At 39.1% G+C, this 13,405-nt stretch carries 12 protein-coding genes and 4 pseudogenes; 10 read left to right on the top strand and 6 right to left on the bottom strand.

Annotated features, from left to right (window positions below; translation table 11 throughout):
- The first annotated feature begins 49 nt into the window (after positions 1 to 49).
- Positions 50 to 923 (top strand): annotated as a pseudogene (locus CW370_RS05440) (LysR family transcriptional regulator).
- A 108-nt stretch (positions 924 to 1,031) separates the two neighbouring features.
- Here CW370_RS05440 and CW370_RS05435 read toward each other — a convergent pair.
- From CW370_RS05435 to CW370_RS05425, 3 genes and pseudogenes are all read right to left on the bottom strand, one after another.
- Positions 1,032 to 1,826, bottom strand: coding sequence for a DUF817 domain-containing protein (locus CW370_RS05435; protein WP_024571434.1), 795 nt, complete (start codon positions 1,824 to 1,826; stop codon positions 1,032 to 1,034).
- A gap of 105 nt (positions 1,827 to 1,931) precedes the next feature.
- Positions 1,932 to 2,188 (bottom strand): annotated as a pseudogene (locus CW370_RS05430) (helix-turn-helix domain-containing protein).
- A 9-nt stretch (positions 2,189 to 2,197) separates the two neighbouring features.
- Positions 2,198 to 2,680 (bottom strand): DUF2975 domain-containing protein, encoded by a 483-nt coding sequence (locus CW370_RS05425; protein WP_024571433.1) that lies wholly within the window; start codon positions 2,678 to 2,680, stop codon positions 2,198 to 2,200.
- A 347-nt stretch (positions 2,681 to 3,027) separates the two neighbouring features.
- On the opposite strand from CW370_RS05425, the gene CW370_RS05420 reads away from it, so the two are divergent.
- The 7 genes and pseudogenes from CW370_RS05420 to CW370_RS05390 all read left to right on the top strand — a co-directional run bounded on the left by CW370_RS05420 (position 3,028) and on the right by CW370_RS05390 (position 7,502).
- Positions 3,028 to 3,939, top strand: coding sequence for a VanW family protein (locus CW370_RS05420; RefSeq protein WP_015714063.1), 912 nt, complete (start codon positions 3,028 to 3,030; stop codon positions 3,937 to 3,939).
- Between the two features lie 100 nt (positions 3,940 to 4,039).
- On the top strand, positions 4,040 to 4,537 hold the full coding sequence (locus CW370_RS05415) for a hypothetical protein (protein ID WP_024571432.1): 498 nt from the start codon (positions 4,040 to 4,042) through the stop codon (positions 4,535 to 4,537).
- 104 nt (positions 4,538 to 4,641) lie between these two features.
- A pseudogene (locus CW370_RS05410) lies at positions 4,642 to 4,858 on the top strand (hypothetical protein).
- 9 nt (positions 4,859 to 4,867) lie between these two features.
- Positions 4,868 to 5,027: pseudogene (locus CW370_RS05405) on the top strand (YoaP domain-containing protein); the annotation flags it as partial.
- Positions 5,028 to 5,199: 172 nt separating this feature from the next.
- A complete protein-coding gene (locus CW370_RS05400; protein WP_024571431.1) occupies positions 5,200 to 5,682 on the top strand; it encodes a DUF4944 domain-containing protein in 483 nt (160 codons plus the stop codon).
- 121 nt (positions 5,683 to 5,803) lie between these two features.
- Positions 5,804 to 6,982, top strand: a complete 1,179-nt coding sequence (oxdD, locus tag CW370_RS05395) for an oxalate decarboxylase (protein WP_029878377.1) — start codon at positions 5,804 to 5,806, stop codon at positions 6,980 to 6,982.
- A 214-nt stretch (positions 6,983 to 7,196) separates the two neighbouring features.
- Positions 7,197 to 7,502, top strand: coding sequence for a hypothetical protein (locus tag CW370_RS05390; protein ID WP_024571746.1), 306 nt, complete (start codon positions 7,197 to 7,199; stop codon positions 7,500 to 7,502).
- A 337-nt stretch (positions 7,503 to 7,839) separates the two neighbouring features.
- On the opposite strand, the gene CW370_RS05385 is transcribed toward CW370_RS05390, so the two are convergent.
- Positions 7,840 to 8,523 (bottom strand): SOS response-associated peptidase, encoded by a 684-nt coding sequence (locus CW370_RS05385; RefSeq protein ID WP_024571747.1) that lies wholly within the window; start codon positions 8,521 to 8,523, stop codon positions 7,840 to 7,842.
- Between the two features lie 257 nt (positions 8,524 to 8,780).
- The gene (locus CW370_RS05380; protein WP_024571748.1) at positions 8,781 to 9,818 is read right to left on the bottom strand and encodes a polysaccharide lyase family 1 protein; all 1,038 of its coding nucleotides are present in this window, start codon (positions 9,816 to 9,818) and stop codon (positions 8,781 to 8,783) included.
- 172 nt (positions 9,819 to 9,990) lie between these two features.
- On the opposite strand from CW370_RS05380, the gene CW370_RS05375 reads away from it, so the two are divergent.
- The gene (locus tag CW370_RS05375; RefSeq protein WP_024571749.1) at positions 9,991 to 10,668 is read left to right on the top strand and encodes a YoaK family protein; all 678 of its coding nucleotides are present in this window, start codon (positions 9,991 to 9,993) and stop codon (positions 10,666 to 10,668) included.
- A 270-nt stretch (positions 10,669 to 10,938) separates the two neighbouring features.
- Complete coding sequence (gene exlX, locus CW370_RS05370) at positions 10,939 to 11,637, top strand: expansin ExlX (protein WP_024571750.1); 699 nt, start codon at positions 10,939 to 10,941, stop codon at positions 11,635 to 11,637.
- Positions 11,638 to 11,673: 36 nt separating this feature from the next.
- Here the strand turns inward: exlX and hpaB are convergent, their stop codons facing one another.
- Positions 11,674 to 13,125, bottom strand: coding sequence for a 4-hydroxyphenylacetate 3-monooxygenase, oxygenase component (gene hpaB, locus CW370_RS05365; RefSeq protein ID WP_024571751.1), 1,452 nt, complete (start codon positions 13,123 to 13,125; stop codon positions 11,674 to 11,676).
- Positions 13,126 to 13,405 lie beyond the last annotated feature (280 nt).

The raw sequence follows: 13,405 nt of genomic DNA, 5'->3' as shown, positions 1-13,405 counted from the left end.
ACATTTATGTATAACTGAAATACATTTTTATTATTGGGGGTATAACCAAATGGTTATGAACATGAACCATCTTCACATATTTGTAAAAGTCGGGGAGAAATTGAATATTACAGAAGCGGCAAAAGAATTGTTCATCTCTCAGCCGGCGGTAAGTAAAGCGATAAAAAACCTGGAGAGCTCACTGCAGCTCAAATTATTGATCAGGGATAAACATCATGGTTTAATGCTGACTGACATCGGAAAAGAAATATTGTTGCTGGCGAGGCAAATGAAGGGAATTGAAAGCAAAATATATCAAGTAGCCAACCGGGAAAACAAGCTGTTAAACGGGAAGGTGAAAATTGGTTCATTTTCCTGCAGTTTCAACAAATATCATGCCACAGGCGATTGCGGCATTCAGATCAAACTACCCGCTGATCCGCATAGAATTGATCGAAGGAACCTCTGACCAAATAAAAGGATGGGTTGAGGATCGGACGGTTGATATCGGGATCGCAGCATCTCCATTTGAACCGTTTGAAAATCAGGTGTTGTGTAACGACTATATGGTGGCCGTCATCCCGCCGCAGCGTGATGAATTAAAACTTGAAAAGCATGTCGACCTTGAAACATATCAAGATGACCTAATTTTTTGTAAAGGCGGTCATGAAATCGCGATGTCAAACGCATTTTCGCAATACAACATCGAATTAAAGGAAAACTTAACTGTGCAAAATGCCGAAACCTTGATTAATATGGTCAAAAATAACTTGGGTATCGGCATCATTTCAAACTTTACACTTTCATCCGTCCCGCATCAATTGATTAAAAAGGACATCTTTCCTAGGGTCACACGCGATATTGGCGTCATCGCACATTCATTTGAAGAGATAACGCCGGCGGCGCATGAGTTTGTCAAGGTGTTGAAAGCAGTTGTAATCTGAATCAGTTATCGTGGTGCGATGAAATTTGAAGAAGATGAATACTCAGCGGCAGAGTAGAAAAAAGCAACCATTTGAACGTTGCTTTTCACTCTATTTGGGACTTGAATGCTAAGAAAAAGATTCACCCATCTCTGCCTTTGTGGGATTCTGCTCCTTAACTTGTTTTAATGATGCTACTATAAGAAAGCTAACAATCACTAGCAAGAGCCATGAACTTACCTTTCCAAGGTGTACGAGACTCCATGTATCGATTTGGTTTGGATATTTCCAAGCTCCAAAAAACGTAGCGATATTTTCCGCTATCCATATAAAAAATCCGATGAGTACAAAAGAAAGTGCGAGCGGCATACGGTAACGAGCTCCATTCACCTCGTATGTAACCCATGTTTGCCAAAAGACAATGATGACAAGCCCAGACAACCACCATCGAATGTCTATAGAAAAATGGTGGGTGAAAAAATTCAAATAAATCGCTGCGGCAAGCGGAACAACTGCAAAAAAAGGCGGCCACTTAACCAGTTCAACCTTAAGCCTTCTCCATGCCTGGCACAAATAACTGGCTACACTTGCGTACATAAAGCCGCTATACAAAGGTACTCCAAATATTTTGGAGTATCCTTCTTCTGGATAAGACCAGGAGCCCATATGGACTTTAAAAAGTTCCAGAGCAAGCCCAATAAGGTGGAATAATGTGATCACTTTTAATTCATCCCGTGTTTCAAGACCGGAACGCACCATCCACAATTGCATGAGAACGCAGATAATGAGCAGCCAGTCATACCGCGGCAAGAACGGTAGTGGGATGATTTGCGTAATAGCCAAAGAGGCAAAAATAACGGCAGGAAACAAACATGAAAGGGCTTGTTCCCAGCCAAAATGAACGATTTGTTTTATGGCTCTCATGATGTATGCCTCCTCCATAGTTGTGTTCTTCGTGTATGAAAGGGACGCTTAGTATAGCAGCTAGATGGATATAAGTTTATGTCCATAAGCTCACCGCCAATCACTTTATTTTTCTGTTGATCCTACATATTTTTTCTTTACGAATCCTGTGTGTCTTCATCACTTCGGTATTCCAATATATCCCCGGGCTGACATTCTAAAGCCTTGCAAATCGCTTCTAAAGTTGATAATCGAATAGCTTTTGCTTTTCCGTTTTTCAATATCGAAAGATTAGCCATGGTGATGCCAACTCTCTCTGAAAGCTCTGTTACGCTCATTTTCCTCTTAGCTAGCATCACATCAATATTGATAATAATCGCCATGTCATCACCTCAGACCGTTAAGTCATTTTCTGATTTTATATCTATCGCTTCTTTTAACAGTTTTTGAAGAACAGCAGCAAAGACCGCAATCACCATTGAAGCAAAAATAATAACCAATCCGATCACAATGATACCCGGGGCGTCGTCTATCTCGGCCATCAGATAAAAGACAGGCATGCCTGCTGCGTAAAAGATACTGATAGTGACTGCGCAGTATTTTATATTCTTCAAAGCTCTTACAGACAAACCCGAGAAAGCTTTGTTTTTGTCAATATAGCTTAAAAGTTTGAACGCTTGATAAAGAGCAAAGTAAAAAGGTATCGCCGTTACATACAAATAGATGAAAACGAGATATTTTATATAAGCGATATTTGGAAATATATCCGCTGAATAGTTGGCTATCTTAGGCACTAAAAAAATGCATAAAGCAAGAATTGGAATTCCAATAAGAACCAAAGCTATCTTTAAAAAAATTGTCGACATTCGATTCATAACAAGCACCTCATTTATTTGTTGTCTAATTGAATGTAACAAAAAATTTATCGTTTCTCAATAAAAAAATATTGAAATGGATTGATTTGTTGTTGTTATAGGAGATCCTTTTCATTTTTGACAAGACAAAAAAGCATCCCTCATCACTGGGAGATGCTCAACTATTTTAAACTTTGCCGACTGAATGAACCGTGTGCCTCAGTGAACTTAGAGATCGGTGTGAACATAAAGCTAAGCTCTTTTATGAAGGCTTTTATCAACGTCTAAAGATTCAAACAAACGATGGGAAGAAATACATCAAAGGATAAGCGGCTGTTCATACTAATGATCGGGAGGTAAACCGACTTATGATACAAATTTTGATCACTGGTCTTTTTTTATTGGCTCAGCCGAGTGAGCCGCAGGACAGTTTAACGGTCACACAGCAAGGACGGACGATTGCCACTGTTAACCGTGAAGACTTTACAATGCCTCTTCCCGGCACTCCAATGGTTGACTATGAAAAATACAGTAAATTCATCAAACAGCTTGATCAGAAAGTGTACCGTGAGCCGATAAATGCTGTCCTTAACGATCATGGAAGCATCGTCCCGGGCAGGGTTGGCTACAAACTGTATCAACAGGCGTTTATGGAAAAGTTTTATGCGTATTTTTATGGCCAAGGTCCCTCCAAGATAGAAGTGCCGGAAATGAACATTTATCCGAAAGTTGACAGCGAGCTGCTAGCTCACATCAGTACGCAGCAGCTTGGTCAGTACGTGACGTATTTTAACTCAAGCAATAAAAGCCGTTCACACAATATTTCTCTTTCTGCAAAAGCAATCGACAATCACGTTGTTTTCCCTAATGAGACGTTTTCGTTTAACCAAGTTGTGGGAATGAGAACTCGGAACAAAGGATATAAAAGTGCACCCATTATTGTAAAAGGGGAGTTGTCTGAAGGTGTAGGAGGAGGAATTTGTCAGGTGTCCTCAACTCTATTTAATGCAGTCGATCGTGCAGGACTGCAGATCGTTCAGCGCTATTCTCATACTAGAAGTGTACCATATGTACCGCCCGGACGGGATGCGACGGTAAGCTGGGGAGGTCCTGACTTTCGCTTTCAAAACCAATATAACCAACCAATCTTAATTCGGGCAAAAAGGTATGGGGGAAGTATGATTATTACGCTATACTCTTCTGATGTGATAAACAGCAAATTGAGAAAAATCCCCAAAGCTCCATCTCGGATACCGAAAGAAATAAATGCAGAGCAGTAAAGACAAAACCTCAGGTAAGGTTTTGGTTAAGAGAGCTTGTAGATTGCTCAAAATCAATTCTTTAAGGAGCGGCCAGTGAAAGGAAGGAGGGATAAATGAAGTGAAAAGGGTATTATTTTCTGTAATTGTTTTTACAGCAGTTGGGTTTACGTTTTGCCAATCAAAAGCGCATGCCCTGACTTTTACGGTGTTGCCTATTACACAAAAAACAGAACAGTGGTCAGTAAAAGTAAGTGAAGCAAAAAATGTAAAGGAATTTGCGAGACCTCAAAAAGGAGAATATCAAGTATATTCCTTGGAAGTCAAAAATATAGGGGAAAAAGCAGCTACAGTGGATGTGCAATTGTATAGAAATGATCCTGATTCAATCACAAGATTTTCACTTTTTGGATGCCTCGATGAAAATTGTGACAAACCAAAAGAAGATTCTAAAATGTTAGCTGAAAGTTTAAATGATGGCTCACCGCTGAAGTTCAATCATTTTATGCTGGCAGATAAGGCCTCTGAATTAGAGGTTGTGATTATTTGGACACAGAAGGGGCAAGAAGGACGCAATTTAAAACAGACCTTTAAATTCACTGAAGATGGCGTTAATTAGACAGTAAAGATGGAATGGCTTTGATGATTCGATCTCTTACTTTGCCTGAGGAAAAAACGAAAATAATTGTTGGGAAACCAATCATAGCTGAGTCAAATGTCAAAGTGACTGTGATTTATGACTATAGAGAAGAACCAGAGGAGGCCTTTTGGATACATTATCCGATGGGAGTGAAATGTTTGTCGATGATCACAAAGTCTTTATTGAATACGGATAGAGACTTTGTGACTGACTGCGTATTTCAGCATAATATTTTACTGATAATGACAGTAACACCTAACAAGTGCAGCCCGTTCATTATTAAAAAACTCTAATTTCTAAATTTTCAGAGTTCAATTTCAGTCAATTCAGTTATCATCGAAAGAAGAGGCACAAAAGTCACCAGCTATTTGGACAACTTTTAGCGTTTTTTGAGGGGAGATTTGTGATTCATGTGATCATGAGTGTAAATAAATTTGAAAAGTTACTTAATAAACTCTTGTTAGCTTGATTTTTAAAAATAAAAAGCCCATTTAAAAACAAAATTGTATGTAAGGCGTTGATATACGTTTAAATTTTTGTCTCTGAAAGAGCTTTAATTTAAATTCGAAGTTTTTAATTTTCTTTTCAGTAACATTTTGATCATATTTTCCTACTAACGAGTTAGGAAAGTGGGGAAAAACATGAGAAAAAAGAACAATATTAAGAAATGGCTATTGATCATTGCTGGATTCTTGATCATCTGCATCACCACATTATTTGTAATGGTGTCAGGAAACAAAGTGAAATATGAGGGCAGCGGGAAAAACGGACTGTGGATGTCTAACCTTGAAAAATCAGACAAAACTTCAATTGGACCCAATTATTTTCTAAATCTGTATTGGCAGGGGAGTAAGAAGGACGAAAAGAGGACTGTCATAGAAAAAATCACCTTATACATAGATGGTAAAATGTATGATGACAGGGAAAATTATGATTTGTCAGAATACACAGGTGATGAAATGCCAGGTGGGGGACGCATGGAGGACCATATTGCCACCTTTGATTATATGCCTGAAGATGAAGTGATAGGACATGATGTATTAGTGAAAGTGGAGTGGAGGACAGGCCAGAAAAAACAGACAGAAGAAATCAAATTACATAAGAAGTCATGGTATAAAAAATAGCTTATTTGATGTATTTGTGACACATTGGTGGTCACTTTTTTATTTGCGGATTCCTAGGCACAGCAATCTAAGATTCTGCATAGGCTGAAATAAAATCTTGTTCATTTCTAAAACGAGGTGCATGCTGTTGGAACAACAACCAATCAATCATGAAGACAGAAACGTGCCGCAGCCTATTCGAAGTGATGGAGCTGGAGCTATTGATGCAGGCCCGCGAAATATAATGCGGGATATTCAAAATCCGAATATACTTGTGCCGCCTGTTACAGATGAGGGTATGATTCCTAACTTGAGATTTTCATTCTCTGATGCTCCCATGAAATTAGATCACGGCGGCTGGTCAAGAGAAATCACCGTAAGACAGCTTCCGATTTCGACTGCGATTGCAGGTGTAAACATGAGCTTAACTGCGGGAGGCGTCCGCGAGCTTCATTGGCATAAGCAAGCGGAGTGGGCTTATATGCTTTTGGGACGGGCACGTATCACCGCTGTTGACCAAGACGGACGAAATTTCATTGCTGATGTTGGTCCCGGCGACCTTTGGTACTTCCCAGCAGGAATTCCGCATTCCATACAGGGATTGGAACACTGCGAGTTTCTGCTCGTATTCGATGATGGAAACTTTTCTGAGTTTTCAACGTTAACCATTTCAGATTGGCTTGCACACACACCAAAAGACGTTCTGTCTGCAAATTTCGGTGTCCCGGTGAATGCTTTCAACTCTCTTCCGTCTGAGCAAGTCTATATCTACCAAGGGAATGTGCCGGGATCAGTCGCCAGTGAAGACATTCAGTCACCATATGGAAAAGTCCCCAAGACCTTTAAACACGAGCTGTTAAATCAACCCCCAATTCAAATGCCAGGGGGGAGTGTACGAATTGTGGATTCTTCTAACTTTCCAATTTCAAAAACGATAGCCGCTGCACTTGTTCAGATTGAGCCTGGCGCGATGAGAGAGCTTCATTGGCATCCCAATAGCGATGAGTGGCAATATTATCTAACAGGACAGGGACGAATGACGGTATTTATCGGAAATGGGACTGCCCGCACATTTGATTATAGAGCAGGCGACGTTGGATACGTGCCTTCTAATGCTGGACACTATATACAAAACACTGGTACAGAAACATTATGGTTTTTAGAAATGTTCAAAAGTGACCGCTATGCAGATGTGTCACTCAATCAGTGGATGGCATTGACGCCTAAAGAATTAGTGCAAAGCAACTTGAATGCTGGATCAGTCATGCTTGATTCTCTGCGTAAGAAGAAAGTGCCTGTTGTGAAATATCCCGGTACGTAAAGACTGAACCGATCATACAGTGGTCTTAAAGTAACTAGAGCTGGGTGTTGGCCTGTGTTTTATCAAATCCCTATATATACGTTATGTAGGGTTTTTCTGCTTGAATCGTATTGTAATGAGCTTTAAAATGTTACTGTGGAAATGATAACCACCCGCTAATGGAAATTCAATGGCCGATTTCTACCAGTTTGATTGGCTTTAAAGGAGGACAAGAATGAAAGCACTCATATTTTTATCCAGTTTGACTGCTATTGGGAGCTCTATATTGGGGCGATGGTTAGGGATGCTGGATGATTCTTATGCTGTTGGCGATGCTTGGTTTATAGGTGTTTTAGCTGGATTGATTTCACTTCTATTATTGATTGACAGTCAAACGATGACAAAGAATTACATAGTAAGTTTAAGTACGATACTAGGCATTCTGGGAGTGGGATTTATATATTTTCCAGCTGCATTCATCAACATATTATTAAGTATTACACTGGATAAACAAAAGAAAGAAGACCTTCATGTAAGATGAAAGAAATTTCAATTAATTCTTAGGGGGGAAAGTGTATGGATTTACCTATATGGGCTTATATCATATTTGCAATCACAGGTGCGGCAGGTTTCATAAGTTTAATGTGGTTCAGTTTTTTTGCTGACAAAATAGAAAAGTGAAGCGATTTTATAAGAAATGTAAACTATTTTATATGAAAGGGATAACATTGCTTATTTAAGTTTACATAATAAAATTATTTCAAACTGATATTGAAAATAACTAATTGATCTATGTACTAAATATTCATAATTACTAGAGGGATTGGCACCTAAGGAACAAAGCTATTTGACAAGTTCTTGCTAGAGAATTTCAATCACTACATATGATTTTCTGCATCAAGAAGCTCAGCTGAATTATTTTTAGGTGAATTTACTAATGATGAAACCTGGTATGCTTCCATGTCATCAGCATCATAAGGCAGCAGCAAACTTTGCAGATAATCAGGGCTTGTATTTTTGGGGTTAAGCCACTCCTTTTCATGATCATGGGCCAATATAACCGGCATTCGGTCGTGTATATCTTTCATGAACTCATTAGGCTCAGTTGTTATGATGGTGCAGGTATAAAGAGGGTATCCTTGATGTGTGCTCCACTTTTCATATAAGCCAGCAAACGCAAAAAGAGCAGATGATTTCAATTTGATCCGCATTGGGATTTTGGTTTTGGAATCAAGCCGTTTCCATTCATAAAAACTGTCTGCTGGTATGATACAGCGTTTGCTGACAAGCGGTCTTCGAAAGGCCGGTTTCTCGGTAATTGTTTCGGCTCGAGCATTGATCATTTTATAACCGATCTTTTCATCTTTTGCCCAAGGTGGAATAAGTCCCCATCTAAGCTTGCCTAAGCGATTATTTGATCCATCATTGATGATTGCAAGGATGTTTTGTGATGGTGCGGCATTATAGCTTGGCTGGTATTCACCTTTAGGAAAAAATTGATCGATGTCAAACTGGTCAATAATATCATCAAATGCAGAGTACAAAGTAAACCTGCCGCACATATCCATCATCCTTTTTAGGGGTTTTTGAATAGTTTGTGGGACGAACGTTCATTTAATACAGGTTCAGAACAATGATTTCTTTTCACTTGCGATAAACTGGTATAATAAGAAAGCCATTTAAGAAGTTATTGTGGAAAAAAACATATGCTTTTTGGTTGGACCGACGCTGGATCTTGATGGAGTTACAAGGATCGCTTAAAAATAGCCTATAAGTATAAAAAGAGGCACAGCGTTTTTAACGCAGGGCCTCTTTTATATCAGTAGCCAAATACCAGAGTTGTACTTTGTGATCCGGCATATTTCGTGACAAATTCCTTTGTATATTCCGGCGTTTGGACACGATAGCTGTAGTTTGACCCGGGATTCCAAGAAGTCAGCGGAGAGGTTTGCTTGTTGAGTGATGGATAGCTGCCTATGTCTTTGAAATAACCAGTGCCCTTGTCGTCAAGGATGCCGCCTTTTTCACTGCCTTTCCCAAAGTAATTATATTCGGAATATATTTTTGCTTTTGTAGCAATTGTAATCGCCTGGTTAAAATTGTTGCTGTAATTGTTTTTAACATGAAAGTAACCGTATCTCATCAGACCTGGGCCTCTAACATACAAGTTCTCAAAATAATTATTGGCGATTGTCATGTGAGGGTAGCCGTCATATTGATGCTGAGAATCATCCGGGTATCCTAAAATCAAACCGTATTTATGATTCGCAAATTTTGAGTTGCTGATCGTGATATAATCTGCGGATTTTCCGATATACAGGAGTTTGTCCAAATCACTTCCGCTTGCACTATAGCTATGACCTGAGAATGTGACGTGATCAATCCAATAGTTCATACCGGAATCTAAATAAAGCTGGATATCATTATTTCCGTTAATCTGCGGACTGTGTTCAAACGTTAAATTTTGAAAAATGACATTTCCAGAAGCTGATGAAGTTGTTAAATAAATATTTTTCAGCGTTTTTTTCGCGTAAGAGCCCACGAGTGTTTTATTTGAGCCAATGGTAACTGTTGTTTTCGCAGATGCGGAAAGATCATTTTGAAGCACTAAAATTTTCGGAGTGGATCCTCCTAGATGGGTTTTTAAATCATTTACGCTTTGAATGTAAACAATCTGCCCGTTTTTTCCACCCGTTGTGCCCGTTTTAGAAATGCCTTTTTCATTTTTGGCATTTCCGGCAAAACCTAAAAGGCCATTTGTTGAGGTATTCGGAAAATCGGCTGCACCTAATGCTTTTCCAGGCAAGAGAACCAAAAACAAACTAAAGACGGTGAACCATAAACAAAGTCGTTTCATCACAATATGCTTCCTTTCAATTTTAATCATTTCCTTGCGGGGATTATTATTACATTTAATGGAAAGGAATGATAGGTTCTATCTTCCTAATTAATGTTGGGTTACTTAAAAAATACAGATTGCGCCAAAAGACATACTAACAATTAAAATAGAAGAAAGGATTGATACACCGTTGACTGCAGCAGCTTATCGAAACACCTTGCTATCACTTTTATGTTTAACAGCTGGAATCGTGGATGTAATCGGGTATTTAAGCCTGGGACATGTGTTCACAGCTAATATGACTGGAAACATTGTATTATTGGGGTTAGCTATCGGCAAATCCATTCAGGTCACTGTTTTTAATTCCTTGACTGCGCTAATCGGATTTATATGCGGCGTGATCATTGCCACATTGATGGTCGGAAAGGCGGAAAATACCCTTTGGCCTTCTGCTGTGACAAAAGCCCTCGCACTTGAAGCATTCATTTTGTTTGTCTTTGCTTGTCTTTCTTTTTACCGGGCTTTTGTTCCTGTGCACATTCTAATTATACTCATGAGCATTTCTATGGGGATTCAAACTACAGCAGCAAAAAAACTGGGGATCGCAGGTATTTCTTCAACTGTGTTGACCGGCACTTTGGCTTCTCTTTTAGAGGATATATCCGGCCGATTGTTTTTTAAGAAGCAGAAGAAGACTTTCTTAAGAGATACTGTGTTAAGAGCACTGGCTATTATTTTGTATTGTGTGGGGGCTATTATTGTTGCTATGGCTGAGCCTGATTTTTATCACTTCATTATTTGGGTTCCGATTGTGCTGATATTTGGCATCATGATGACAGCTAAGTTGAAACTGAGCGGGGAAAAATAGCTTTTCCTGTATAGCTGTTATCAGGCCAACAGCCTGTCTCATTTCGTTATTGAAATGCGAATTTTGAGAGGGAAAAATAAGACATTCGGCTGAAGTGCACATTCGTTCATTTGTATTGGCTTTTTCATAAGTACGCTACATTTGATATATGAATGATAGTGAATTTGCCTTAAAATCATCTATGAATCTATTTCCTCTTTCAAACCAGATGGATTGAGTCTTATAATGATAATGATTCTCATTTGAAGTCTGGTTTGAGGAGGACCAAATATGAAAAAGATCATGAGTGCATTTGTTGGTATGGTTTTGTTGACGATCTTCTGTTTTTCCCCGCAAGCTTCGGCAGCATATGACGACCTGCATGAAGGTTATGCAACGTATACAGGGTCAGGTTATTCAGGAGGAGCTTTCCTGCTGGATCCCATTCCTTCCGATATGGAGATTACTGCAATAAATTCGGCGGATCTCAATTACGGAGGAGTAAAAGCAGCACTTGCCGGCTCTTATTTGGAAGTTGAAGGGCCAAAAGGGAAAACAACCGTATATGTTACTGATCTTTATCCCGAAGGCGCTCGGGGAGCTCTTGATCTGTCACCTAATGCCTTCCGTAAAATCGGCAATATGAAAGACGGAAAAATCAATATTAAATGGCGTGTTGTCAAAGCCCCAATCACCGGCAATTTCACGTACCGGATCAAAGAAGGCAGCAGCAGGTGGTGGGCAGCAATCCAAGTCAGAAATCACAAGTATCCTGTTATGAAAATGGAATATGAAAAGGATGGTAAGTGGATCAACATGGAGAAAATGGACTATAACCATTTTGTGAGTACGAATTTAGGGACAGGCTCTCTCAAAGTCAGAATGACTGACATCCGCGGAAAAGTTGTGAAAGACACCATTCCAAAGCTGCCTGAAAGCGGAACGTCCAAAGCCTATACTGTACCGGGCCATGTTCAGTTTCCTGAATAAAAAATACGAAACAGCGGATCTTTTCCCGCTGTTTTTTCATTGTTCTGCATCTGCATGTAAAAATGTTTTAATCATGTTCAACTGCTCCTGCTTTGGATAACTGGTATACAGCCTGCTTGAAATCCGAATAGGATCTCCGAAAAAATATCTTTCGTAGTGAGTTTGTCTAGTTCCGAATGAACTCATTGTTAAATCCCATGCCAAACGGAAAATTTTCACACGTTCTTCAGCATTTGTATTGGTTGCTTGAAGATATTGGTCAAGATCTTCCCGTATCTCTGAGTCAAATGCATTTTCGGTAGGCAGTGTCACCATTCCGCTAGCTCCAATTAATTGTATGATTTCAGTAAATCGAGGATATAGCTTAGGAATGATCGTACTGATGACTTGAAGAGGAATTAAACAGGGGCGCATATAGCCGAATTCATCTAACTGAGCATCATTTTCTGATTTGTCAATGAGCGCTTTGATTGTTTCCAATCCCACAATGATTTCTGAGAGCTTTTCTTGGATGTGCTGATATTCGGAAACATTAATGGTGTCGACAAGAAGCTGTGCAACACCTAATAGAAATTCAATTTTTATCATTTGCCTAATGACAACCTGGTGAAAGGTAAAGGCATGAAAGGAGCTTTTTGTCATAAAATCTTTAGCTGCTTCCACATTATCGTAAAAAAACACACGATTCCACGGCACTAACACATGATCAAAAACCACAATTGAATCCATTTCTTCATACCTTGAGCTTAAGGGATGATTAAAGGAAGAGTCGCTTAATACAAATGATTCTCTTGTGATGAATTTTACGCCTTTTGTATTAGAAGGGATTGAAAAAGCATAAGCTTCATCTGTTTCAAAGAAATATTTAGGCGCTGAAAAAACCAAGATTTCATCGGTCAATCCGCCTTGTGTTGCAAGCAGACGTGCGCCATGAATCATTAAACCTTTTTCGGTTCTATCAATGACTTTAGCAGATATCGGTTTTTCACTTAGCCCAAAATAAGACTGTGACCGGTTCACTTGCGGAGTAATGAATGTATGGGTAAAGGAAAGGTCATGCTTAGCAGCTTGTTCATACATATCTAGTATATGTTCAGGAAAGCAATTCTCTTTATCTTTGAGAAGCTCCGCTGACGAAGCAAAGCTCATCATAACCGTATTCATGTAATCCGGACTTCTCCCCATCATTCCGTGAGTATGTCTAGCCCAATGTTCAATCATGTTCCTTCTTTTTTTTAAATCATTTTTGGTTTTAGGCTGGAGATAGGAAAGGCCGATTCGATTATGATCTCCAGGAAGGCAATAAGTCATTTCATGTATTAACTCATCCTTTGTTTGCAATTCATAAAGTGAGCTTTTTGTTTTGATTATTCCTTTAAATGCAGGATGCTCAGAAATGTTACCCTTTATTTTTTCGCCATCATACCATATTTCGTTTTCTAGTTTATTCAATCGGTCAATGAATTCTTTACCATTGATGATCCCCATTTAAGTTTCGCTCCTTCATATTATGCTGCGTATTGTATTATATTTTCGAGAAAACAGCCGGTTCAGCCAATTTGAGGTGGGAAAAGCCTTTTTTGTATGCCTAATAGAAAATAAGAAGCTTATACAACAAAAGACAGCCAATTTTTCTTGAAGCCTTTTTGAAGATTCAGAGCCGTAAAGAATTTGCTTATTCATATGAAAATGGCACTATAAAACTTGATAACACGTGTCGATATTATGGACATGGGCGTAAGCGAATTGGATTTAAACGCGCTTGAAC

The sequence above is a fragment of the Bacillus sp. SN32 genome (assembly GCF_002837495.1).
GTDB lineage: Bacteria > Bacillota > Bacilli > Bacillales > Bacillaceae > Bacillus > Bacillus subtilis.
Note: the sequence above shows the minus strand (reverse complement) of the source record. Positions and strands in the feature narration are given on the sequence as shown.